Raw genomic sequence first — 24,865 nt, forward strand, 5'->3', positions numbered from 1 at the left:
TACGACCCTATCCCCTGCTCACCCTGCCCGGCAGTCCCCCGGAACGGTTACTTCCGGGCCCGCAGCAGGTAGTCCTCAAACCCCAGCGGCGGAACGCCGGTGAGCTGTTCGATGTCCGTGCTGGCCGGTGCCAGTTGCCCTGCGGCAATGGCCTGGTAGCTGCTGGTCCAGGCTTCGGCCTGCCACCGGGCGGCACCGGCTTTGATCCGGGACGCCATGGCCTCCTCGTAGGTTTCCACTTGGTAGAGCACGCGGCGTCCGGTCGCCCTTGTGAGGATGCCCGCAACCTCGTCCATAGTCAGCTCGGCGGGGCCGGTGAGCGTGTAGGCCCGGCCGCTGTGCTGTTCCGGGGCGAGGAGGATCTTCGCGGCGGTGCGGGCAATATCGGTCCGCGCCACCGGAGCGAAGCGGCCCTCCCCCGCCGGACCGCGGATGACGCCGTCGGGCTGGACGAAGGTGGGAAGTACATCCTGGTACAGGCAGTTCCGCAGGAAGGTGTGGGCAAGCCCTTCCCGGGACGCGATGTACTCCTCGGTGGCGGCGTGGTCCCGTGCCAGGGTGAACACTGCATCCGGTGCCGCCCCCATGAAGGACGTGTACACAATGTGCTGCACACCGGCCCCTACCGCCGCATCCACGAAGGTGCAGTGGTCCTCGACCCGGTGCGGGCTCTCGTCCGCGGACACCATAAACAGCGTCTGCACGCCGCGCAGCGCGCTGGCCGCCTGCCGACCGTCCAGATACGACGCCGCGAACACAGGGGTATCCGCCAGTTCCGGCAGCCGGGCGGTGTGCCGCGCGAGCAGCCGCTGACGGACCCCCGCCTCCGCGAGCAGCCGGGCGACGGCGCCGCCCAGGGCGCCGGTCGCTCCCGTAACGGCGAGGGCTGGAACGTTATCCGCCATGGCTTACACCCCTTCCTTGCGGTCCGGATCCCGGACCTGGCGCGGCTACTGGATCTTCGGCACCTGCCCCGTCGGCATTTCGGAGCCGGGCAGCGGGCGGGCAAAAGGTACCTTCGTGCCCAGGACCTGGGCCACGACGTCGTTGGCGATCTGCCGGGCCGTCAGTCCTACCCGCTCCAGCACCTCGCTGCGGCTGCCATGGTCCAGGAACTCCGCCGGCAGCCCTACCTCGTTCAGCGCGGTGTCGACGCCGGCCGCCCGCATTTCCTGCCGGATCCGCGAGCCCACGCCGCCGGCCCGGACACCGTCTTCGATCACGATGACAATCCGGTGGTCGGCAGCAATACGGATGATGGAATCCGGCACGGGCAACACCCAGCGCGGATCCACCACTGTGGAGCTGATGCCCTGCGCGCCGAGCCGGTCCGCAACGTCGAGGGCCATGTCCGCCATGGCGCCCACGCTGACAATCAGGACGTCATTGGAGCTGTCCCCGGTGGGGCGGCGGGCCAGGATGTCCACCCCGTCGGAGGTCCGCTCCACGGCATCGATGTCGCTGCCCACGGTGCCCTTGGAGAAACGCACCACGCTGGGGGCGTCGGAGATGGCGACGGCTTCGCGCAGTTCCTCCTTCAGCCGGGTGGCATCGCGCGGGGCAGCGAGATGCAGCCCGGGGACAATCTGCAGCATGGACATGTCCCACATGCCGTGGTGGCTGGCACCGTCCGGGCCGGTCACGCCCGCCCGGTCCAGGACAATCGTCACGCCGGCCTTGTGGAGGGCAACATCCATCAGCAGCTGGTCGAAGGCCCGGTTCAGGAAGGTGGCGTACAGCGCCACTACCGGGTGCAGCCCGCCGAAGGCCATGCCTGCCGCGGACGTGAGGGCGTGCTGCTCGGCGATGCCGACGTCGAACACCCGGTCCGGGTGCCGCTCGGCGAAGCGGTGCAGGCCCACCGGGATAAGCATGGCACCGGTGATCCCGACAATGTCGGTGCGTTCGTCGGCAATTTCGGCGATTTCCGTGGCGAACACGGACGTCCAGGACTCCTTGCCGCCGGGCTCCACCGGAGCGCCGGTTTCCGGATCGATGATCCCGACGGCGTGGAACTGGTCCGCCTCGTGGGCACGCGCCGGTGCGTAGCCGCGGCCCTTCTCGGTCATGGCGTGCACGATCACCGGGCCGGCGTAATTCTTCGCCTTGTGCAGGGCGCGTTCGACGGCGTCGAGGTCGTGGCCGTCGATGGGTCCCACATATTTCATGCCGAGGTCCTCGAAGAGGCCCTGCGGGGTCCACCAGTCCTTGATGCCCTTCTTCGCGGCGTGCAGGCTCCGGTAGGCGAACCGGCCCGCAGGACCGCCCTGCTGCAGGCGGTCGCGCCACCAGCCGAGGGTGTTCTCATAGGCGTGGTGCGTGCGCACCGCGTCAATGGTGGGCCGCAGGGATGCCAGGTAGTCGGCCAGGCCGCCGATGGTCGGAGCGTAGGAGCGGCCGTTGTCGTTGACCACAATCACTACGCGGCGCCGCTGGTCGGCGGCGATGTTGTTGAGGGCTTCCCAGGCCATGCCGCCGGTGAGGGCGCCGTCGCCCACCATCACCACTGTGTACCGGTCGCCTTCGCCGCTGAGCTGGCGGGCACGGGAAATGCCGTCCGCCCAGGAAAGCGAAGACGAGGCGTGGGAGCTTTCCACGATGTCGTGGACGGACTCGGCGCGCGAGGGATAGCCGGACATACCGCCCTGCTGGCGCAGCGTGGCGAAGTCCTGGCGGCCGGTGAGGACCTTGTGCACATAGGACTGGTGCCCGGTGTCAAAGACAATGCTGTCCCGCGGGGAATCGAAGACCCGGTGAATGCCCATGGTCAGTTCCACCACGCCCAGGTTCGGGCCCAGGTGTCCGCCGGTCTGCGCGACGTTGGTGATCAGGAATGAACGGATCTCTTCAGCAAGCCGCTTCAGCTGTGTCAGCGAAAGCCTGCTGAGGTCCCGAGGATCCCGGATTGTTTCCAGAAGTCCCAACAGGGGTGCCTCCCTTGAGTCGTAATCGGCGGCACTACACACCGTCGCAATGGATTAACTCTAACGCGCAGCGTGCACTCCGCGGTTCCTACCTAACGCTTCAGGGCCCCGTTTCCCTCCTCCGCCTCTTGGACGGATCGGGGAAACGGAGCCCTGAACGTGGTGCGTTTACTGCTACTTCGCGGAGATCTGACGCAGTACGTACTGCAGGATGCCGCCGTTGCGGTAGTAGTCGGCTTCGCCCGGGGTATCGATGCGGAGGACCGCGTCGAACGTGATGGCTTCGCCGTTTTCGGGGGTGGCCGTGACCTTGACGGTCTTGGGCGTAGTCCCGTTGTTCAGTTCGGTGACGCCTTCAACCGAGAAGGTTTCCGTGCCGGTGAGGCCCAGGGACTCGGCGTTGACGCCGGCCGGGTACTGCAGCGGAAGGACGCCCATGCCGATGAGGTTGGAGCGGTGGATACGCTCGTAGCTCTCGGCTACAACTGCCTTGACGCCCAGCAGTGCGGTGCCCTTGGCAGCCCAGTCACGGGAGGAACCGGATCCGTATTCCTTGCCGGCCAGGACAACCAGCGGGGTGCCGGCAGCCTGGTAGTTCATCGCGGCATCGTAAACGGCAGCCTGGGGTGCGTCGGCCTGGCTGAAGTCACGGGTGAACCCGCCTTCAACGCCGTCGAGCAGCTGGTTCTTGATGCGGATGTTGGCGAAGGTGCCGCGGATCATGACTTCGTGGTTGCCACGGCGCGAGCCGTAGGAGTTGAAGTCCTTGCGGGCCACACCGTGTTCCAGCAGGTACTTGCCTGCGGGGGTGTCGGACTTGAAGGAACCGGCCGGGGAAATGTGGTCGGTGGTGACCGAATCGCCCAGCTTCAGCAGCACGCGTGCGCCGGAGATGTCCGTGACGGGTTCCGGCTCGGCCTTCATGCCCTCGAAGTACGGGGGCTTCCGGACGTAGGTGGACTCCGCATCCCACTCGAAGGTTGCACCTTCGGGAGTGGGAAGGGACTTCCAGCGCTCGTCGCCTTCGAAGATGGTGTTGTAGCTGTCGCTGAACATCTTCTGGTCGATGGAGGCATCAATGATCTGCTGGACCTCGACCGGGTTCGGCCAGATGTCCTTCAGGTAGATGTCGTTGCCGGCTTCGTCCTGGCCCAGCGGGTCATTCTCGAAGTCGAAGTCCATGGTGCCGGCCAGGGCGTAGGCGACTACCAGCGGCGGGGAGGCCAGGTAGTTCATCTTCACGTCCGGGTTGATGCGGCCTTCGAAGTTGCGGTTGCCCGAGAGCACTGCGGTGACCGCCAGGTCGGCTTCGTTGATCGCTTCGGAGATTTCCTCTTCGAGGGGACCGGAGTTGCCGATGCAGGTGGCACAGCCGTAACCGACCACGAAGAAGCCGAGCTTCTCGAGGTACGGGATCAGGCCGGACTTCTCGTAGTAGTCGGTAACAACCTTGGAGCCCGGGGCCACCGAGGTCTTGACCCACGGCTTGGACGCCAGGCCCTTGTCCACCGCGTTGCGGGCCAGCACGGCGGCGGCCATCATCACGGAGGGGTTGGACGTGTTGGTGCAGGAGGTGATCGAAGCGATCGTTACTGCGCCGTGGTCCAGGTCGAAGGTGCGGCCGTCGGCCATGGTGACCGGCACGGAGTTGGTGGCGCGCTCTGCGGGAGCATCCGCTTCGGCAACCAGGTCGTGCTCGTGGTCTTCAACCGTGGTGGCATTGGCGTTGAACGAGGGTGCGTCGGAGGCCGGGAAGGTCTCTTCCAGCGTCTCGTCGACGGTGCCGTTCTCGGCCTCGACGGTCTCGTGGACGTAGTTCTTGAGGTCGTTGCGGAACTGCGTCTTGGCGTTGGTCAGTTCCACGCGGTCCTGCGGACGCTTCGGTCCGGCGATGGAGGAAACCACCGTGGACAGATCCAGTTCCAGGTACTCGGAGTACTTGATCTCCTTGGACGGATCGTGCCAAAGGCCCTGCTCCTTGGCGTAGGCCTCGACGAGGTCTACGTTCTCTTCGGAGCGGCCGGTGAGGCGCAGGTATTCCAGCGTCACGTCGTCGATCGGGAAGATCGCCGCAGTGGAACCGAATTCCGGGCTCATGTTGCCGATGGTGGCGCGGTTGGCGAGCGGTACAGCGCCGACGCCTTCTCCGTAGAACTCCACGAACTTGCCGACCACACCGTGCTTGCGCAGCATTTCGGTGATCGTCAGGACGACGTCGGTGGCGGTTGCCCCGGCGGGGATCTCACCGGTCAGCTTGAAGCCGACGACGCGCGGGATCAGCATGGAGACGGGCTGGCCGAGCATTGCTGCTTCGGCTTCGATGCCGCCCACGCCCCAGCCGAGCACGCCCAGGCCGTTGACCATGGTGGTGTGGGAGTCGGTGCCGACGCAGGTGTCCGGGTAGGCACGCAGGACGCCGTCAACTTCGCGGGTCATCACGGTGCGTGCCAGGTACTCAATGTTGACCTGGTGCACAATGCCCATTCCCGGGGGAACGACCTTGAAGTCATCAAAGGCCGTCTGGCCCCAGCGCAGGAACTGGTACCGCTCGCCGTTGCGCTGGTACTCAATCTCCATGTTGCGCTCAAGGGCGCCGGAGTTTCCGAAGGCATCGATCTGCACGGAGTGGTCAATGACCATTTCGGCAGGTGCCAGCGGGTTCACGCGCTTGGGGTCGCCGCCGAGATCGGCGACGGCCTCCCGCATGGTCGCCAGGTCAACAATGCAGGGAACGCCGGTGAAGTCCTGCATAATCACCCGGGCCGGGGTGAACTGGATCTCGGTGCTGGGCTCTGCGTCTGCATCCCACTGCGCCAGGGCGCGTACGTGGTCCGCGGTGATGTTTGCACCGTCTTCGGTGCGGAGCAGGTTCTCCAGCAGCACCTTGAGGCTGAACGGAAGGCTCTGGGCGCCTTCGACGGAATTCAGCCGGAAAATTTCATACTCGGAACCTTTGACGTCTAAGACGCCCTTGGATCCAAAGCTGTCCACATTAGTCATAACAGGACTCCTCTCGCCACCTTGTTATCTTTGTCCACGTCACAACTGCCCGCCACTTAGGTATCCCTAAGAGTCGGGCAAAGGGGGCGGCAGGGAAACCGGTGGTTCATTTCCCTGCCGACACATGCCCCCTGCCTGGACAATTCCCGCTCGAAAGCGGGAAACTCCCCCGGGAAACCCCCATAAAGGCGCAGGACTGGACAACTGCTTCCCATCCTAGCCTTTACAGGGGCGACCGGAGGAGATATGGGCCACGACGCGTCGTGACGGGGATCGCCGGCGGCGTTCGGGGCGGCTTCGGAACGGCCGCCCGGCGGTTTCCCTAGCGCTTGCGCAGGACGGCGAAGGACTCCATGTGGTGGGTGTGCGGGTACAGGTCGAAGACCCGCAGGCTGTCCAGGTCCCACCCGGCGCTGCGGAAATAGCCCAGGTCGCGGGAGAACGACGCCGGATCGCAGGACACGTAGCCAACCACGCGGGGCGCGGCGGCATCGATCTGCTCCACCACCGTCTTCCCGGCGCCGGCACGCGGCGGATCCAGCAGCACGACGTCGAGGTCCCCGGCGTCGCGGAGCATCTTGTCCACCCTGCCCTGGCTGATCTGTACCTGGGGTGCGGCGAAGAGGTTCTTGCGGGCGTCACGGCTGGCTCCCGGGGAACCCTCCACCGAAAGCACCCGGCCGGATTCCCCGGCCGCTTCGGCCAGCGGTGCGGTGAACAGCCCGGCCCCGGCATACAGGTCCGCCACGGATTCCCCGGACTGCACGTCCAGGCCTTCGAGGACCGCGGAAGCCAGGGTCTGCGGCGCGGAGCGGTGGATCTGCCAGAACCCGGCACCGGTGACCCGGTAGTCGTGGCCCAGCACCGTTTCCTGCACCCAGGTCCTCCCCTTCAGGCGGGTGAGTTCGTGGCTATCCGGATCCCAGGCCGCCACGGACACGCCGTCGGGCAGGTTCTGGGCAATCCGGGCCGGCATCCGCGGATGGGTTCCCGGCGCGGGGATCAGCAGGACCAGCGGCTGTCCGCCGGCTGCCGGAGCGGCTACCTCCACACGGTCCATTCCCGTGAAATCCGTCTCCCACAACCGCAGGGCGTTGATCTGCTCCGTGGCCAGGGGCATGGCCTCGACCGGAATCAGCTCGTCGGAGCGGTGGGCATGCATCGCCAGCCGTCCGCTGGGTGCCACCGAGAAACTGACCCGGGTGCGCCAGGCCAGTCCGTCGCCGCTTTCCTCCAGGGCGGGTTCAACCTCGGGGACCAGGTCGGTGCCGCCGAGCCGGCGCAGCTGCTCGGCGAATATCTCGGCTTTCAGGCGGCGCTGGACCGGCAGCTCGATGTGGCCGAACTCGGCACCGCCGACGGGCAGCTTTCCCCGTGCCGCCGCGCGCAGGGCATCGGCGTCCTTCCAGAAATGCTCCCGGCGCCCCGGGGCTGCTTCCAGGACCTCGACGACGTCGGCACGCCAGAACTTGGCGTCGTCGCCGGATTCCGTGAGCCGGACCCGGACCCGCTCCCCCGGCAGGCCGTGCCGGACAAAAACGACCCGCCCTTCGTGCCGGGCAACGAAGTGGCCGCCGTGGGCCGGGGCGCCGATGGTGAGTTCAATAGACATGGGGTGGTTGTACTTCCTTCAAGGGGCCTAAAAGTCCATCTCACCACGGGAGCCGAGCGCGGTGCTATTTGGGCCGCCGTCGGGACTAAGCTGGCGTTGATTGTTTTTATACGCGCGGACAGCCGGACCTGACAGTCCGGCGCACCTGCGCAGCCGCCCTCCGGGCGGGCAGTTCGCCAGAGGACCAAAACCGAAACCGAGGTAGGGCAGTTGGCCCATTACGTGATCATGGGATGCGGGCGTGTAGGCGTCAGCCTCGCCCATACCCTGGACAATGCCGGCCATTCGGTCGCCATTATCGACCAGGACGAGCGCGCGTTCCGTCGCCTGCGGCAGACCTTCACCGGACGCAGGGTGACCGGCGTCGGTTTCGACCGGGACACACTGAAGGCCGCGGGCATCGAAGAAGCCTATGCATTCGCTGCCGTTTCCAGCGGCGACAATTCCAATATCCTGGCCACCCGCGTGGCGCGCGAGACCTTCCATGTAGGGCACGTCGTCGCGCGCATCTATGATCCGGGACGCGCGGAAATCTACCAGCGCCTCGGCATCCCCACGGTCGCGGCCGTTCGGTGGAGCGCGGACCAGGTGCTGCGCCGGATCCTGCCCGAACAGAGCATCAACGGCGACTTCCGGGAGTCCTCCGGCCGCCTGATCCTGGGCGAGCTGTCCCTGCATGAGGGCTGGCTGGGCCGGTCGCTGGGCAGCATCGAGACTGCCGCGGGTGTCCGGATTGCCTACGTCACCCGGTTCGGGGAAGGGATCATCCCGCGCCCGGACAGCAGTTACCAGGAGGGTGACGTCCTGCACGCCATGATGTCCGTGGACCGGACCGCCGAAATCAGCAAGATCCTGTCCAAGGAACCAGTCAAGGAGTCCCTGTGAAAGTTGTGATTGCCGGCGCCGGCAGCGTGGGCTCGTCCATTGCCAAGGAACTGCTGTCCCACGGCCACGATGTACTGCTGATTGATGAGAAGCCCGAGTGTGTGGGACGCAGCGGACTGCGCGGAGCGAGGTGGCTGATCGGCGATGCCTGCGAGCTGACCACCTTGAAGGATGCACAGTTGGAGGAGGCCGACGTCGTTGTTTCCGCCACCGGCGATGACAAGGTCAACCTTGTGGTCTCACTGCTGGCCAAGAGCGAATTCGGCGTTGCGCGGACGGTCGGCCGGGTGAACAACCCGAAGAACGACTGGATGTTCGACGATTCCTGGGGTGTGGATGTAGCCGTGAACACTCCCCGCCTGATGACCGCCCTGGTCGAGGAAGCAGTGGAGATCGGCGACCTGGTCCGGCTGCTGAGCCTGCAGACCGGGGTGTCCTCCATGGTGGAGTTCACCGTACCCGCCGATTCGCACCTCACGGGCCGGACCCTGGGGTCGATCGACTGGCCGCTGGACGCCACGGTGGTTGCCATCCTGCGCGATGACGCACCCATCACGCCGAGCAACGACGACGTCGTGGAGCCCGGCGACGAGCTGTTCTTCATCACCACCATCGCAGCCGAGGACGAACTGCGGGCAGTCCTGTCCCCGGCCGCGGCTGAGGCGTCCGCCCACGCGCGCCGGGAATCCCTCGACGCCGAGTCGGATGCCGTGGAAGCTCCGGGGGCTCAGTCCCCTGCGGCTGCGGAGGACCCGGACCCGCTTCCGGCTTCGGGGGGAACGACGGCCGACGGCCGGGAGACCACCCACGCCAGCCAGAGCCCCAGCGCGTAGAGCGGTACGCCCATGGCCAGGCGCATGGTGCCCAGCGCGGCCACGTTGCCGGCCAGGAAAAGCGGGAGCTGGACGGCCAGCCGGAGGGCGAAGACCGCAACTATGATCCAGCTGGCCCAGATGTAGGCCTTCAGCCGCACCGGTTCGGCCCGCCACTGAATGTTCTCGCCCCGGATGGCGCCGAACAGCAGCCCGGCAACCGGCCATTTCACGGCGATGGAAACCAGGAAGGCCAGGATGTAGGCGGCGTTCAGGTAGAACCCGGGGACGAAGTACGTGGCGCCGTCGCCGCTGCGCAGCGCTACGAAGGCGCAGATGGCGACGCCGGCCACGCCGGTCAGGGACTGCATCAGCGGGCGCCGCTGGATAAGGTTCGCCACCGAAAATACGGCTGCCGCGGCCACTGCCGCCCCCAGCGAGAGGTTCAGTTCGGCCCCGATCGTATAGAGCAGGGTGAACAGGAGCCCGGGAACGACCGCCTCGGCCAGCCCCCGGACACCGCCTACGGACTTGAGCACGTCGATCTGTCCGTCGTCGCGGCGTTCGACGCCGGACCTGGCGGCGTACTGGCCCGCCAGCTCGTTCAGGTCCGGCTGGCCGTCCTCCGAATGCTTCGGTGTGCTCATGCGTCGGCCTCCGGGCGTCCAATGATTTCGTATCGCGGATTAAAGATCGTAGGGCGGCCGTCGACATTCGACACCATGCCCTCGAAAGCGAGATAGGTTCCCGCCTCGATTCCGGGCACCCGGCGCTGGCCCACCCAGACCAGGCGTACCTTGGCCCGGGAGGTCAGGGGGCTTTCCCGGTACGCGGCCATCGTGTCCTCGACCACTGCGGTAAACCGCGGCGGATCATTGGCCGGGACCACGGTGATAGCCGAAACATAGCCGCGGCAGTACGCGCGGCCGCGCTCCGGCAGGGACTTGATGCTCACGCAGTGCGTGGAAGCGGTGACAGCTGGCACAGGTTAGCCGATCGTCGTGATTTCCGGGCCGCGCTCGGGCGCGGCAGGCTTGGCTTCAGCCTTGGCGGGGCGCGGGAGCGGGGAAGCATCGCGGGGCAGGCGCAGCTGCAGCAGGTCGCGCGGCGGCAGCGGCTGCTCGCCCCGGACCACTACTACGTTGCGGAAGACTTCCTCGAGGGGGCCGGCGGCGTCGGGATTCATTGCGGCAGGACCCCCGAAGACGCCGCGGAGGAACCAGCGGGGACCGTCGACGCCGACGAAGCGGGCCACCCGGTATCCCTTGGACCCGTCCTGTGCCTGCGCCGGCACCCGGGCCAGCAGCTCGGTGCCGAAGGTGCCGGAGAGCTCATCCACCGTGCCGCCCTGCGATGCCACGGACTTGCCGATCTGTTCCCGGATATCGTCCCAAAGGGTTTCGGACCGCGGAGCCGCGAATGCCTGCAGCTGAAGGCTGGAACCTTCCAGGTCCAGGGTCACGGCAACCACGCGCTGGGTCTTCTCCTCGACTTCCAGCCGCAGCTGCAGTCCCTGGGATGCGGCAATCCGGAGCGCACCGAGGTCAACGTAGCCCTCCTCGGAGGGCCGCTCGCTGAGGTCGTAGGGGCCGCCCGCGGCGGGAGCCTGCACGGCATCACTGCCGGTGCCGGCGTCGGCCGTTCCCGGGGACGTCACGGATGCATCCTCCGTTACTGCTTCCGCCCCGGCGGTTTCCTCTGCGTTGGTTTTCTTACGGCGCCCAAATGCCATGACCGAAGTTCCTTTTCTCTTGTCTGCAAGTTCTTAGTAAGGCTGACGGCTCCGGACCGGTTAGCAAGGCCGCGGGGCGCAACGGGAGTCAGTCGCGGGTCAGGCCGGAACGGCGGTGAATCCTCCGGTCGACCCGAACCCGCCGGCACCCCGGACGGAGTCCGGAAGTTCATCGACTGGAACAAACTCGGCCGTTTCCACGCGCTGGATCACCAGCTGGGCAATCCGGTCGCCGCGCCGCAGCGTCACCGGCTCGGTCCGGTCAGTGTTGATCAGGGTGACGGAGATTTCTCCGCGGTAGCCGGCGTCCACGGTTCCGGGCGCATTGACGATGCTGATGCCGTGCCTGGTCGCAAGCCCGGACCGGGGGTGGACAAAAGCTGCGTAGCCGAAGGGCAGCGCCAGCGAAACACCCGTGGGAATCAGCTGCCGTTCCCCCGGCGCCAGGGTGAAATCGATCCGGGAGCGAAGGTCGGCTCCGGCGTCGCCGGGGTGCGCGTACGACGGCGGTTCCAGCCCGTCGTCGAGCATCTTGAGCTGTACCTTCAGCGTGGTCCCTGCACCTTGCACCAGTTTCTCCGGTTTCAATAGATTTCCAACAGCAGCAGCCCGGGCGGCTGTGCGGGGGTGTGGAAGCATCCCGGCGGATGAGCCGCTCAGGAACTGCCGTTTACGAACTGCCGCTCAGGCACTCCCGCCGGGCCAACCACCACACTTTAGCGCGTTGACGGCCGCCGGGCATCCCATACCCGGCACGGCGCGGGATGAAATGCCCCGCCAAAGGTGAAAAGCTGGGGGTATGTCATCCCCTTCTTCAAAGAGCCCTTCTGCAAAGAGCTCCGCCGGCACCGTGTTGTACTCCGAACGCCTCACGCCTTCCTTCGGGATCTGGTTCGTGGCTGCCCTCCTTGCCGCCGCCTGCATCCTGGTCTTTGTACCCATCAGCCTGGCGGCCGGAATCACCGGTGCCGTAGTTGCCGCCGTTATCCTGGCGGTACTCCTGGTGATATCCACCCCCCAGATCCGGGTGACCCCGGAAACCCTGCAGGTTGGGCGGGCGCAGATCGAGCGCCGCTTCATCGGCAAGGTCGAGGCCTTCCGCGGCGAAGACGCCACCATGCAGCGCGGCCCGGCACTGAATGCCACGGCCTACATGTGCATCCGGGGCTGGATCTCCCCGGTTGTCCGAATCGAAATCACTGATCCGGCGGACCGCACCCCGTACTGGCTCACGTCCACCCGCCGCCCGGAAAAACTGGTCGAAGCCCTCACCTCCGGACGCTGACCTAACCCTCGCAGTCCACGCAGTAGAGCATCCCGTTCTTCTCCAGGGCGATCTGTGAGCGGTGACGGACCAGGAAGCACGAGGCACAGGTGAACTCGTCCGCCTGGGCCGGCAGTACCCGTACCAGCAGCTCCTCGCCGGAGAGGTCCGCGCCTGGGAGTTCAAACCCGTCAGCAGCCTCGGCCTCGTCTTCGTCCACGACGGCCGACTGCGGATCGGTGCGCCGGGTCTTGAGCTCCTCCAGCGATGCCTCGCCGATAGCTTCCTCGGTCTTGCGCGGCGCGTCGTAATCTGTCGCCATAGTGTCTTATCTCGCCGTCCGCTAAATGGTTTCGCTGCTGCCCGAGCCCGGCACCGGACCGGCTGCCCGGGATCCGCGTCGGTGACTCTGAGATATCAACGCCACGGATACCTGTTTTGTGCCCGTAAAGCAGAGATTTTTACCTACCTGCGGCTAAAAAGCGAACCGGCCTCCGCCCAGGGCCCACCCCTCCGCGTCAGGACGGCAGTCGGCCGCCCGTTCCAAATGCGCCACACCCGGGCAAAGCTTAGGTTTTCGACGCCGGGGATGGCATTGTTTCAAGAAGGAATTGCAATCGGGTGGAGGACTTTTTGATGCAGGATCTACGGCTGGTGGGTGTCCATGAAGGTGGCGAACATCTGCTGTTAAGCGGCAAGGGCGGGGAAACCTTCCGTCTCCGGATCGATGAAGCACTCCGGGTGGCGGCGTCGCGCCCCTCACACCGGTCCGCGCCGCAGGCTGCTCCGGCCGCCGGCACCAGCATGAGTCCGCGGGATATCCAGGCCCGCATCCGTTCCGGTGCCAGCGCCGAAGAGGTGGCCGAACTTTCCGGCCACGACCTTGCACACATCCGCCGCTACGAAGGCCCCGTCCTCGCTGAACGTGAATACGTTGCACGCCAGGCGCAGGGCGTCGAGGTTGCTGCACCGATGTCCGCCACCCATGACGGCTACCGCAGTGCCTTCGGTGAGAATCCGGTAAATCTCGGTGACATGGTGCTGCACCGGCTGCGCTCCTTCGGCGTCGATCCCGACTCCGTTGAGTGGGATGCCTGGCGCCGTCCGGATGGAACCTGGGAGGTGGTGGCCCGTTTCGCGCTCACCGAGAAGTCCCGGGTAGCCATCGGCGAAGAGCCGCCCGCCCGCTGGATTTTCAGCCCGCTGCGCAAGAGCGTGACCAACACCAACCGCTGGGCGCAGGTCCTCAGCGAGCTGGAACCGCTGGACACACCCGTGCCCACCCGCCGGCTGGCCGCCGTCGCGGACCGGGTTTTCGACTTCGAAGCGGAAGGCGGCCCCCAGGAGCCCGCCGACGAAACCGACAACATCCTCGAAGCCCTCCGGTCGCGCCGCGGCCAGCGGCTGGGAAGCGATGAAGACGGCGACGATGCCCTGGCAACCCTGCTGTCCAAGGGCAGCGTCCCCGCGGCGCACCCGCGGGAGGGCACCCCGGACACCGAGGACGAAGACAACGTCAAGCGTCCGCGCACCGGCCGTCTGACCCTGGCACCGTCGGTCGAGTCGGTGGACGGTGATGATCCGGTGGATCCGGTCACCCTCCCCGGAAGCGTCACCCAGACCCGGGAAATCAGTGTTCTTGCCCGCCCGTTCCGCCGGCGTACGGCCCGTACCGAAGAGCCGGCCGCCCCTGCCGAGGACAAGCCCAACCCGGCCGCTGAGACGGGTGCAGCCGTTCCGGACGAAGCACCGGTTTCCGAAGAGCCGTCAGCCCGAAAGAATGCCGGGCGCGATTTCCCCTGGGACCGCCTGCCCAACGGTGGTAAGGACCAGCGGCTGGATGAGTCCAACGCCGATAAATCCGACGGCAAGGACGACGGCGCCCAGGAACGGCGCGCCATCAAGCCGAAACGGTCCTCTGTCCCCTCCTGGGATGAGATCGTCTTCGGCACCAAGGGCGACTAGCCCCTGCCGCCGGCTTCCGGTCGGGTAAGGGGAGGCCAGCCCTCCCCTGGTCCCGGGAGGGCTCTGGTTCAACAATTACGTGGCTTGGCGGGACGGACGGCTAATCGCGTTGGGCGCCTAGCGCCGGAACGGTTCCGGTCGGGACTCCACGGAGCATACCGACGCCGACTCCTGGTCCTGGTCCAGCGTGGCTGCCTGCTGCGCGGTAACCCTGCGCATGTAGTGCCGGCGGCATAACGTCTCATAACCAATGACGGGGCCGGCGGCCTCCGCAAAAGTTCCCGGGCCTTCGGCACCCAGCAGGTCATCGGCGTCGAACAAGGGCTGGTCGTCGAACAGGGGCCGGTCCTCGAACAAAGGCACTTCCTCAACCGGCGGCTGCCCGGCCTGGGCGGCAGCGGCCGAAGCCGGGGTGCGGGACTCGACGTCCCCCACTACTACCTGGTCCCCTTCCGTCACCATCACGCCGTCGACCGTACGCGCGTTGTGGGTGGCGCGGCGCCCGCACCAGCACAGGGCCCGCACCTGGAGGACCTCCATCCGGTCCGCCAGCTCCACGAGGCGCTGCGACCCGGGGAAGAGCCGCGTCCTGAAGTCGGACGTGATGCCGAAGGCAAACACGTCAATGTCCATCTCGTCCACGATGGAGGCCAGCTGTTCAACCTGTGCGGCGCTGTAGAACTGCGCCTCATCGCAGATGACGTAGTCCACGTTGTGCCCGGACGCTCGGCAGCGCAGCACCTCGGCCCAGAAGTCCGTATCGTCACGGACTTCGACTGCCGGAGTCTGCAGGCCGAGGCGGCTGGAAATCATGGACTCCCCCGCCCGGTCATTGCGGCTGAACAGGATGCCGCCGCGGCCGCGGGCACTGTGGTTGTAGTCCATCTGGAGGGCGAGCGTGGATTTGCCGCAGTCCATGGTGCCGGAGAAAAAGACGAGTTCCGCCATGGCTACTTTCCGCCCTGCGTCGTGGAGGACTTGGCTTTGCCTGTTTCGGGCCGGGCCAGGATGAGGAGGGGAACCTCGCACTCCGCCTTAGTGAGCGACCCGTGCTGGCCGGTGACCTCAAGCGCCGAGGCAGCCACCCGGCGCGTGTCGAACAAGGCGATCGGCTCGCGGGCGGCGACCATCAGGTCCCCGATGCGCGGCAGGACGGCTGCGTCGACCTCGGGGCCGAAGTAACCGGCGCGCACGGCCTCGTCCCGGGTGAAAATCCATGCGCGGGTGCCGTACGCGGCCTGCCAGGCGGCTTTAAGGCGCCCGAGTGCGTCGTCGCCGGCGTCCGGCTCAAGATACAGATGGACCATGCGCGGCTCGCCCGCCGTGTGCCGGACTCCCTCGATCAGGTCCGGCTGCGCACTGAAATCGAACCGCTGGGACACCGGTACATCCACCATGCCGTGGTCCGCGGTCAGGACCACCAGGGTGCCGGCCGGCACCCTGGCCACCAGCCGCTTCAGGGCGCTGTCGAGTTCCTCGAGCTGGTTGCCCCACTCGGAGGACGCTGCACCGTAGCGGTGCCCTGCCTTGTCCAGCTCGTTCCAGTACAGGTACATCAGCATGCGGTCCGCTCCGGCAAGGGCATCCACGGCGGCGGAGACGCGGGCGTGGACCCCGGTTGCGGGGATGAACGTGCCGCCCCGGAGCGCGGCGCGGGTCAACGGGGAATCGGCAAAGCGGGGCAGGCTGACCGTGGCGACCGGCACGTGCCCGGCCGCTGTCTCCAGGACGGTGGGATAGGGCTGCCACTGGAGCGGGTCCACCTCCGCATCCCAGGAACCGAGCATATTCACTACTTTGTCCTGGTCCGGATCCAGGACGTCGTATCCCACCAGGCCGTGCCGGCCGGGAGGAAGCCCCGTGCCCAGGGACGCCAGCGACGCCACCGTGGTGGTGGGGAAGGACGCACTGAGCGTACGGGCGGCGGGAAGGAACCCCTTCAGGAAGGGTGCATGGCCGCCGCGCTTCCGGAGCAGGGACAGGCCCAGCCCGTCCACCATCACCACGCAGACGCGGCGGGCTGCGGGAAGGGACAGCAGGTTTTCGTAGCCCGGAACGCCCAGCACGGCAGCTGCGCTGGACAGCACGTCCGCTACGGATCGTGTTCCGTATGCCGGTGCTGCCGGCAGGAGGTCAGGGGCGGCGGGGGTTGATGCCACGGTGCTAGCGCTGCGGGTGGGCACGGTTGAAGCGTCCGCCGATGCCGGGCATCCGCTGGCGCGGGTCGCTGCCCTCCACCGGACGGGGAACCGCCGTGGTATCCGTGTTGACCTTGCGCAGGGCACGGGCGAAGGCCTTGGCGTTCTGGACTGCCTGGGCGCCGTCGGCTTCGGCGCTGACGCGCAGCACAATGTCCTCCTGGGCAACGGTGCCGGTGTACCCGTGGTCGGCTTCGCACTGCGGGTCGGAGCAGCCGGCCGGCCCCATGTCCAGCCGCTGTCCGCCGGACCAGGCAATGGCAAGCGTCATTTCCCGCACCGGGTCGGACGGCTTGTAATTCTGCGGCTGGGCATACATGTAGCCCAGCACCACGGAGCGGATCTGTGTCACCGGAACCGATTCGGTGGAGACCTGCGCCATCATCTGCTCGCCGGCCTCGTCCAGCTGCTGGTCATCCACGTGGGTGATGACGAGCATGTCCTCGGTCAGTACCAGGACCGTGATGTGGCGGTGCACCTCGGTACGCTCAAAATGCGTCTCCAGGTGGATCAGGTGGGACAGCGGTTCGCGGCCGTCGAGGGCATCGTGGACCACGTCGGCCAAAAGCGTCGGATAGAAGCCTGCCCGTTCCATGGATGCGTCAAGGCTGCGGCGTTCAGCGGAAAGTAACGGCGACATGATTCCAGTTTCCCCCAGACCGCCCCTTCATGCCTAAATGGCGCGCGGGTGGTGGAAAAGATCAGTCCCGCATTGCGCGCCTGGCACTGTCGGTGCGGCGCTGCGGGTTGCCCAGCCGGACGTCCGCACTCAGCACGGTGACGCCGTCCGCGGAAACCAGGACCGGATTGATTTCGATCAGGGCGATCTGCGGATGCTCGTCCTTCAGGACGGCCAGCCGGGCGATCAGGTCCTCCAGCGCCGCGATGTCGGCTTCGGGCAGTCCCTGGTAACCGAAGAGCTTGGCAGCGGCCCGGGGGCTGCGTACCAGATCGGCAATGTCCCGGTCCGTCAGCGGGGGAACGCCGTGCGCCCAGTCATCCAGGAGGCTGGTGGCGTCACCGGCGAGTCCGAAGGAGATCACCGGTCCCAGCAGCGGATCCTCGATGGCCCTGATGCGGCACCCCTGCCCGCTGTTGGCCATGGATTGGACTTCCATTTCGAATTCGCCGTAGCGGCGCAGTGCCTGGTGCATCTGCTCGATGTTGGTCCGGAGCGCCTCCGGCGTGGAAATGTTCAGCCGTACCCCGCCCAGGTCCAGGCGGTGGCGCAGGTGCCCTTCACGGGTCTTGACTGCGACCGGCCAGCCGAGCTGTTCGGCGGCGGCCACTGCCTCGTCCGGCGTGGAGAAGCTGACGGACGGCAGCACGGGGATGCGGTAGAAGTCCAGGAGCGTGGCGGTCTGCCCGGAGTCCAGCCGGGTGAGGGTGTCACCTTCCACCCGGTCCATCAGCGAGTCGATGTAGGCCGCCGCACCTTCGGTGTCGACGTCGGCGGGTTCCACGAAGCTGCCGTGGTCCCGGCCGGCCCACTCGGTGTAGCGGACCACTGATGCCAGGGCGGCGACCGCTGCTCCGGGGCTGCTGAAGCACGGCAGTCCATCCCCGGGGACATCGGGGTCCGCCGCGAGCAGGCCTTCCACGTGCGTGCGCGGATCCACGATCCCGGTGAATGCAGCGACCAGCGGTTTGCCGGTCTCCTGCACGCATTCGGCCAGCGCGGCGGCTATCGCTTCCGTCCTCAGCCCGGGTGCCGGGAGGATCGCGACGACGCCGGCGTCCACGGCGTCGTCGGAAAGCACCTCAATGACCGTCCGGCGCAGCTGCGGCAGGGCTACGCTCATCCCGGTGTCCAGCGCCAGTTCCGTCTCAAGGCGCGTGATGTCCAGGTCCAGGCCGGTGCACGCATCGGCGAGGACCCGGCCCAGCGCCGCCGAATTGCTGAAGACCGCGACCCGGCGCCCGCGCGGCAGCGGCTGGCTGACGGCGATCTGCGCCACGTCGATCAGCTGCTCGTTGGTGCTCACGCGGATCACGCCGGACTGGCGGAGCATCGCGTCCAGGGCACCGGGTGGAGCCTGGGTGGTCCGTACGGCGTGGCCGGGCGGAAGCTGGAGGCCGGTCACATCGGATTTGGCGACGATCACGGGTTTGGTGCGTGCCAGCCTGCGGGCCAGGCGGGAGAACTTACGCGGGTTTCCCACCGACTCCAGGTACATCGCCACCACGCGCGTATCGGCGTCGTCCTCCCAGTACTGCATCGCGTCATTGCCGGAGACGTCGGCCCGGTTGCCGGCCGAGATGGTGGAGGACAGCCCCAGGCCGCGGCGCTGGGCGGTGGCGTAGAGCAGGACGCCGATGGCGGCGGACTGGCTGAAGAGCCCCAGTCCCCCGCGGCGGGGCAGCGCCGGTGCCATGGAGGCGTTCAGGGAAACATCCGGCCGGGTGTTGATCAAACCCAGCGACGCCGGTCCCACCACCCGCATGCCGTGTGCCCGTGCCCGCCGGACCAGGGCACGCTGGCGGGCCAGTCCCTCCGGGCCCTTCGGCCCGAAACCTGCGGTGACCACCAGCAGGGCTTTCACTCCTGCGGCGGCGCATTCGTCCGCGACTTCCAGGACCTGCTCGTAAGGCACCGCTATGACGGCCAGCTGGACGGTTTCCGGAACTTCCGTAATCCCGGCATAGGAAATCATGCCCGCAAGTTCGAAGGCTTCCGGGTTGATCGCATAGACGGCGCCCTTGAAGCCGCCCTCGATGATGTGCTCCAGCAGCTGGTAGCCCACCGAGCCCCATTCCCGGCTGGCTCCGATCACGGCGATGGACGACGGCGAGAGCAGGTCCGCCACGCTGCGCGCTTCGGCGCGGTGCTCGCGTGCTTCCATGACCGCGAGCGATTTCTCCGTGGGGTCGATGTTGAAGTCCAAGGCGATCACGCCGTCGTCGAAGTGCCGGCTTACCTCGTATCCGGCGTCGGCGAAGACGCCGATCATTTTGCGGTTCTCGGGCAGGACCTCGGCGGAGAAGCGGCGGATGCCGTTCTCCCGGGCGGCGGCGGCCAGGTGTTCCAGCAGGATGGACCCCAGGCCGCGTCCCTGGTGGCCGTCGGCGATGTTGAAGGCAACCTCTGCCTCGGTGGGGTCGTCGAGGCGGTCGTAGCGACCGATGCCGATGATTTCATCACCAATGGTGATGACAAACGCCACGCGGTCCCGGTAGTCCACGTTGGTGAAGCGCTCAAGCTCCTTGTTGCTGAGCTTGGCCTTGTAGGTAAAGAAGCGAAGGTAGATGGAGGTCTGCGACTGGCGCATGTGGAAGGCCTGCAGCGCGTCTGCGTCCGAGGGGGAAACCGGGCGTAAATGGCCGGTGCCTCCGTCGCGCAACACGACGTCGGCTTCCCAATATTCGGGGTAATGTCCCTGCTCCACCATAGAATCAGAGTAGTGGGCAATCTTCCACATAGTCATCTACCCGCTCCGTACAGCGTGGTTCCATACCGCGGCGATTACGTACGGCGCGGAATCCTATTCCCTAACACTGCAAGGATTCGACAACAGCATGGCCCGGCGCCAACCCGTCTCCAAATCCGTACCCGGCGAAAAGATCGCCGAGAACATCATCGAGATAGATGTCACCACCGAGATGGAGGGCTCCTTCCTCGAATACGCCTACTCGGTGATCTATTCGCGTGCCCTGCCCGATGCACGCGACGGCCTGAAGCCTGTCCAGCGGCGCATCCTGTACATGATGTCGGACATGGGGCTGCGGCCGGACCGCGGGCATGTGAAGTCCGCCCGCGTGGTGGGTGAGGTGATGGGCAAGCTCCACCCGCACGGAGACACGGCGATTTACGACGCCATGGTGCGCATGGCACAGGACTGGGCGCTGCGCCTGCCGCTGATTGACGGCCACGGCAACTTCGGCTCGCTCGACGACGGCCCGGCTGCCGCCCGCTATACCGAAGCCCGGCTGGCGGCCCCTGCCCTGACCCTGACGGACCACCTCGACGAAGACGTGGTGGACTTCGTCCCGAACTATGACAACCAGCTCCAGCAGCCCGAAGTGCTGCCGGCCGCCTTCCCCAACCTGCTGGTCAACGGTGCCACGGGTATTGCCGTGGGCATGGCCACGAACATGGCCCCGCACAACCTCGGCGAGGTTATTGCCGCCACGCAGCACCTGATCGCCAACCCCGATGCCGGGCTGGATGAGCTGATGCGGTTCATCCCGGGGCCGGACCTGCCCACGGGCGGACGGATTGTCGGCCTGGACGGTATCCGCGACGCCTACGCCACCGGCCGCGGTTCCTTCAAGACACGCGCCAAGGTGGAGGTGGAGCAGCTCACCGCCCGCCGCACCGGCCTGGTGGTGACCGAGCTGCCGTACATGGTCGGCCCGGAAAAGGTCATTGAAAAGATCAAGGACGCCGTAACGTCCAAGAAGCTCCAGGGCATCTCCGACATTGTGGACCTCACCGACCGGAGCCACGGCCTGCGCCTGGTGATCGAGCTGAAGAACGGGTTCAACCCCAACGCGGTACTCGCCCAGCTCTACAAGTTCACGCCCATGGAGGATTCCTTCGGCATCAACAACGTCACGCTGGTGGACGGCCAGCCCCGGACCCTGGGCCTGGTTGAGCTGCTGCAGGTCTACGTTGCGCACCGTCTCGGCGTGGTCCGCCGCCGCACCGCCTACCGGCTGAGCCGGAAGAAGGACCGGCTGCACCTGGTCGAGGGCCTCCTGATCGCCATTGTCGACATTGACGAAGTCATCCAGATCATCCGGTCCTCGGATGAAACCGCCCAGGCCCGGGAACGGCTGATGGCGGTCTACGACCTGACCGAAGTGCAGGCCAGCCACATCCTCGAGCTGCGCCTGCGGCAGCTGACCAAGTACTCCCGGATCGAGCTCGAAAAGGAGCAGGACGAGCTGCGGAAGGCCATCGAGGAGCTCGAGGCGATCCTCGGGTCGGAGCAGCGCCTGCGCTCCCTGGTCTCGGATGAACTGGGCGAGGTGGCGGCAAAATATGCGACGCCGCGGCGTACCGTGCTGCTCGAGTCCGAGGCCGCCTCTCCGCTGAAGGGGGCGGCGGTGACCGCCGCTGCGGGCGCTGCGGGCAAGGGCGCCAAGGCGGTCCTGCCGCTGGAAATTCCCGATGACCCCTGCTGGGCGATCCTGTCCGCCTCCGGCCAGGTGGCCCGGACCTCGGACCAGGAGCCGCTCGCCGAAGGCGGGCAGCGGGTGCGCCACGATGTGTTCCGCTCGGTGGTAAAGACCACCGCCCGGGGCGAGATCGGTGCGCTGACCTCCTCGGGCCGGATGATCCGCATCTCCGTCCTGGACCTGCCCGCGCTGCCTTCGACAGCAGGCCTGCCCAACCTGGCCGGCGGTGTGCCGGTGAAGGAATTCATGACCCTGGGCAAGGGCGAGAAGCTGGTGGGACTCGTTCCGTTGAACTCCGTGGTGGCCATCGGTACCCGCAACGGTGTGGTGAAGCGCGTCAATCCCGATTACCCGCTGAACCGTGACGACTGGGAAGCAATCACGCTCAAGCCCAAGGACGAGGTCATCGGGGTGTCCGTGGCTGCCGATGAGACGGATGAACTGGTCTTCATCACCCGCTCGGCGCAGCTGCTGCACTTCCCTGCCTCCACGGTCCGCGCCCAGGGCCGCACGGCCGGCGGCGTAGCCGGGATCAAGCTGGCAGCCGGCGACGCCGCCGTGTTCTTCGGTGCCGTCGCTGCCGAGGATCCCGACGCCGTCGTCGTCACGGTTTCCACCACCACCGAGGCGCTGCCGGGCACCCCCGGCGGCTCGGTGAAGGTGACACCGTTTGCGGAGTACCCGGCGAAGGGCCGGGCCACCGCCGGTGTCCGCGCGCACCGCTTCCTGAAGGGCGAAGATTCCCTGTCGGTGGCCTGGGCCGGACACGGTCCCGCGAAGGCATCCGCGGCCAACGGCGTGGCGCGTGCGCTGCCCACCGAGCACGGACGCCGCGACGGGTCCGGCGTGCCGCTGGCCAACGCGGTGGACGCCGTCGGTCCGAGCCAGGGCTGACGCCGGCTGTAAACAACGGGCCGGGCCGCGGAGCTGAATGCTCCACCGCCCGGCCCTTTTTCCTGCTGGCTACCTACCGGCCTGCCTATTAGTTTGCCTGTTTGCCGAAGCTGCGCAGCCGCAGCGAGTTGCCGACCACCAGAACCGAGCTCGCCGCCATCGCCGCCCCCGCGATCATCGGGTTCAGCAGTCCGAAGGCGGCAACCGGGATGCCCACCGCGTTGTAGAAAAACGCCCAGAACAGGTTGGTCTTGATGGTCCGCAGCGTCCGGCGGGAGAGTTCGACGGCGGTGGCCACCTGTCCCAGGCTGCTGCCCATCACGGTCAGGTCCGCTGCTTCCATGGCCACGTCCGTGCCCGATCCCATGGCAATGCCCAGATCTGCCTGGGCCAGCGCCGCGGCGTCGTTCACGCCGTCCCCGGCCATCGCCACCGTGCGTCCCTGCGCCTGGAGGCGACGGACGGCGTCGACTTTGCCTTCGGGACGGACATCGGCCAGCACATCCTCCGCCGGAATTCCCACCTGCTCCGCGACCCGGGCGGCCACCACCGCGTTGTCACCGGTCAGCAGCACCGGGTGCAGGCCCAGGCTGCGGAACCGTGCAATCGCAGCTGCCGAGCCTTCCTTGACGGTGTCCTGCAGGCTGATGATGCCCGCCGGGCGGCTATCCACTGCCACCAGGACCGCGGTGGCTCCGGCTTCCTGCTCTTCCCGCAGTGCCGCGTAGGCGGCATCCGGCAGGTCGACGCCGTTTTCGTCCAGCCAGGCCGGACGGCCTGCGGCAATAAGCCTGCCCTCGACGGTGCCGCGGACTCCCCCGCCCGGTGCCGAATCGAACTCCGTGACCGGGGCCGTACCGGGTCCGGAGCGGGCGGACGCAGCGATGGCCCGGGCAATCGGGTGTTCACCGGCGTCCTCGACGGAGCCGGCCAGCCGCAGCAGGCTTTCCGGCGTAAGGTCCGCTGCCGCACCGTCCAGCAGCCGGACGCGGGCCACCGACAGCTTTCCCGAAGTGATGGTGCCGGTCTTATCCAGCACGATCGTGTCCACGGTGCGGGTGTCCTCGAGGACCTGGGCGCCCTTGATGAGGATGCCCAGCTGTGCCCCGCGGCCGGTTCCCGTCAGCAGGCCCACCGGGGTGGCGAGTCCGAGGGCACAGGGGCAGGCAATCACCAGTACGGCGACGGCGGCGGTGAAGGCGGCCTGCAGGTCACCGGTGAGGACCAGCCACAGCAGGAACGTCAGGACGGCGATCCCGAGGACCACCGGGACGAAAACGGCACTGATCCGGTCCGCCAGCCGGGCAATCGGTGCCTTGGAAGACTGGGCGTCGCTGACGAGGCGGCCCATCTGCGCCAGGGTGGTTTCGCTGCCCACTCGGGTGGCCCGGACCAGCAGGCGGCCGGAGGTGTTGATGGTGGCGCCCGTAACCGGGCTGTCCACATCCACTTCCACCGGCAGGGACTCTCCGGTGATCAGCGAGGCATCCACCGCCGAGCGTCCCTGAACAACAATGCCGTCGGCTGGAATCTTCTCTCCGGGACGGACAACAAACACGTCGCCCACTTCCAGCCGGTCCGCCGGGACGCGTATTTCCTGCCCGTCGCGCAGCACCGCCGCGTCCTTGGCACCAAGGTTCAGCAGTGCCTTCAGCGCATCCGTTGCCTTGGTTTTGGCGTTGGCCTCCAGATAGCGCCCCAGCAGCAGGAAGGTGACCACTACCGAGGCCACTTCGAAGTACAGGTGCGGGTCCGATCCCATGCCCGGATCCGCCGTAAGGCCCGGATCGAAGGCCAGCTGGCCCACCGAGAACAGGTACGCGGCCGCGACGCCGATGGAGACCAGGGTGTCCATGGTCGAGGCAAGGTGCCGCGCATTGACGGCCGCGGCCCGGTGGAAGGGCCACGCGGACCAGGTCACCACGGGCAGGGCGAGCAGCGCCACCACCCACCCCCAGTGCGGGAATGCCAGTGCGGGAACCATGGAAATGAGCAGGACCGGAACGCTGAGGACAGCGGCAAGGATCAGCCGGGGACGCAGCTGTGCCGCGGTTCCCCCGTGGGACATGTGGTCTTCACCGGACACGTGGTCTTCACCGGAAGACATGTCACCTTCATGGGACATGTGCTCTTGGTGAGACGGCGTCCCGGACGTGTCCGCGTGGTGCGCCCCCTGCCCGTGGGGGCGCGTGGAGGTCCGGTTCTTCAGGCGTGCGGTGTAACCGGCCGCATTCACGGCGTCGACGATCTGCTGGTCGGTAACCGTCGCGGGCACCGTGACCTTTGCGCTTTCCAGCGGCAGGTTGACGGATGCCTGCACCCCGTCGATCTTTCCGAGCTTACGTTCCACCCGCGCGACGCAGGAAGCGCAGGTCATGCCCTGGATATCGAGCTCGACTGCCCTGGATACCGCTTGTTCGCGAGTGTCCATGATGTTTCCCTTCCCCTGCTTCCTGCC

Annotated in this window: 19 protein-coding genes; 5 read left to right on the plus strand and 14 right to left on the minus strand. The window is 67.0% G+C overall.

Annotated features, from left to right (window positions below; translation table 11 throughout):
- Positions 1–47: 47 nt before the first annotated feature.
- From LOC60_RS08635 to LOC60_RS08650, 4 genes are all read right to left on the minus strand, one after another.
- Positions 48–905 (minus strand): SDR family oxidoreductase, encoded by an 858-nt coding sequence (locus LOC60_RS08635; RefSeq protein ID WP_230024416.1) that lies wholly within the window; start codon positions 903–905, stop codon positions 48–50.
- A 45-nt stretch (positions 906–950) separates the two neighbouring features.
- Entirely contained in the window at positions 951–2,924 is a 1,974-nt protein-coding gene (dxs, locus tag LOC60_RS08640) for a 1-deoxy-D-xylulose-5-phosphate synthase (RefSeq protein WP_230024417.1), read from the minus strand.
- A gap of 174 nt (positions 2,925–3,098) precedes the next feature.
- Entirely contained in the window at positions 3,099–5,924 is a 2,826-nt protein-coding gene (gene acnA / locus LOC60_RS08645; protein ID WP_230024418.1) for an aconitate hydratase AcnA, read from the minus strand.
- A gap of 322 nt (positions 5,925–6,246) precedes the next feature.
- Positions 6,247–7,536, minus strand: coding sequence for a class I SAM-dependent RNA methyltransferase (locus LOC60_RS08650; RefSeq protein WP_230024419.1), 1,290 nt, complete (start codon positions 7,534–7,536; stop codon positions 6,247–6,249).
- 210 nt (positions 7,537–7,746) lie between these two features.
- Here LOC60_RS08650 and LOC60_RS08655 point away from each other — a divergent pair, with 210 nt between their 5' ends.
- Together LOC60_RS08655 and LOC60_RS08660 are read left to right on the plus strand one after the other, a co-directional pair.
- Positions 7,747–8,421, plus strand: coding sequence for a potassium channel family protein (locus LOC60_RS08655; protein WP_230024420.1), 675 nt, complete (start codon positions 7,747–7,749; stop codon positions 8,419–8,421).
- Positions 8,418–9,254, plus strand: a complete 837-nt coding sequence (locus tag LOC60_RS08660; RefSeq protein ID WP_230024421.1) for a potassium channel family protein — start codon at positions 8,418–8,420, stop codon at positions 9,252–9,254. The genes LOC60_RS08655 and LOC60_RS08660 overlap by 4 nt, the downstream gene beginning before the upstream one ends.
- Here LOC60_RS08660 and LOC60_RS08665 read toward each other — a convergent pair.
- The 4 genes from LOC60_RS08665 to dut all read right to left on the minus strand — a co-directional run bounded on the left by LOC60_RS08665 (position 9,149) and on the right by dut (position 11,553).
- Positions 9,149–9,880, minus strand: coding sequence for a DUF3159 domain-containing protein (locus tag LOC60_RS08665; RefSeq protein WP_230024423.1), 732 nt, complete (start codon positions 9,878–9,880; stop codon positions 9,149–9,151). The two genes, LOC60_RS08660 and LOC60_RS08665, sit on opposite strands and share 106 nt — an antisense overlap.
- Positions 9,877–10,188: a hypothetical protein gene (locus tag LOC60_RS08670; RefSeq protein WP_230024424.1), complete on the minus strand. Its 312-nt coding sequence runs from the start codon at positions 10,186–10,188 to the stop codon at positions 9,877–9,879. Before LOC60_RS08670 ends, LOC60_RS08665 begins: the two co-directional genes overlap by 4 nt.
- Before the next feature lie 33 nt (positions 10,189–10,221).
- Complete coding sequence (locus LOC60_RS08675) at positions 10,222–10,965, minus strand: DUF3710 domain-containing protein (protein ID WP_230024425.1); 744 nt, start codon at positions 10,963–10,965, stop codon at positions 10,222–10,224.
- Positions 10,966–11,064: 99 nt separating this feature from the next.
- Entirely contained in the window at positions 11,065–11,553 is a 489-nt protein-coding gene (gene dut / locus LOC60_RS08680) for a dUTP diphosphatase (protein WP_269440169.1), read from the minus strand.
- A gap of 211 nt (positions 11,554–11,764) precedes the next feature.
- Between dut and LOC60_RS08685 the strand changes: the two genes are divergently transcribed.
- Complete coding sequence (locus tag LOC60_RS08685; protein WP_230024426.1) at positions 11,765–12,250, plus strand: DUF3093 domain-containing protein; 486 nt, start codon at positions 11,765–11,767, stop codon at positions 12,248–12,250.
- A 1-nt stretch (position 12,251) separates the two neighbouring features.
- On the opposite strand, the gene LOC60_RS08690 is transcribed toward LOC60_RS08685, so the two are convergent.
- On the minus strand, positions 12,252–12,551 hold the full coding sequence (locus LOC60_RS08690) for a DUF4193 domain-containing protein (RefSeq protein WP_230024427.1): 300 nt from the start codon (positions 12,549–12,551) through the stop codon (positions 12,252–12,254).
- Positions 12,552–12,865: 314 nt separating this feature from the next.
- On the opposite strand from LOC60_RS08690, the gene sepH reads away from it, so the two are divergent.
- Positions 12,866–14,194, plus strand: coding sequence for a septation protein SepH (gene sepH / locus LOC60_RS08695; protein ID WP_230024428.1), 1,329 nt, complete (start codon positions 12,866–12,868; stop codon positions 14,192–14,194).
- A 117-nt stretch (positions 14,195–14,311) separates the two neighbouring features.
- Here the strand turns inward: sepH and LOC60_RS08700 are convergent, their stop codons facing one another.
- From LOC60_RS08700 to LOC60_RS08715, 4 genes are all read right to left on the minus strand, one after another.
- A complete protein-coding gene (locus LOC60_RS08700) occupies positions 14,312–15,142 on the minus strand; it encodes a thymidine kinase (RefSeq protein WP_230024429.1) in 831 nt (276 codons plus the stop codon).
- A gap of 2 nt (positions 15,143–15,144) precedes the next feature.
- On the minus strand, positions 15,145–16,353 hold the full coding sequence (locus LOC60_RS08705; protein ID WP_230024430.1) for an alkaline phosphatase family protein: 1,209 nt from the start codon (positions 16,351–16,353) through the stop codon (positions 15,145–15,147).
- Between the two features lie 4 nt (positions 16,354–16,357).
- On the minus strand, positions 16,358–17,032 hold the full coding sequence (locus LOC60_RS08710; protein ID WP_230024431.1) for a DUF5998 family protein: 675 nt from the start codon (positions 17,030–17,032) through the stop codon (positions 16,358–16,360).
- Between the two features lie 61 nt (positions 17,033–17,093).
- On the minus strand, positions 17,094–19,781 hold the full coding sequence (locus LOC60_RS08715) for a bifunctional acetate--CoA ligase family protein/GNAT family N-acetyltransferase (protein WP_230024501.1): 2,688 nt from the start codon (positions 19,779–19,781) through the stop codon (positions 17,094–17,096).
- A 127-nt stretch (positions 19,782–19,908) separates the two neighbouring features.
- On the opposite strand from LOC60_RS08715, the gene LOC60_RS08720 reads away from it, so the two are divergent.
- Positions 19,909–22,407, plus strand: a complete 2,499-nt coding sequence (locus LOC60_RS08720; RefSeq protein ID WP_230024432.1) for a DNA gyrase/topoisomerase IV subunit A — start codon at positions 19,909–19,911, stop codon at positions 22,405–22,407.
- Between the two features lie 88 nt (positions 22,408–22,495).
- Here the strand turns inward: LOC60_RS08720 and LOC60_RS08725 are convergent, their stop codons facing one another.
- Positions 22,496–24,838, minus strand: coding sequence for a heavy metal translocating P-type ATPase (locus LOC60_RS08725; RefSeq protein ID WP_230024433.1), 2,343 nt, complete (start codon positions 24,836–24,838; stop codon positions 22,496–22,498).
- Positions 24,839–24,865: the final 27 nt, after the last annotated feature.

Origin of the sequence: Arthrobacter sp. zg-Y769 (assembly GCF_020907405.1) — a bacterium.
GTDB lineage: Bacteria > Actinomycetota > Actinomycetes > Actinomycetales > Micrococcaceae > Arthrobacter_B.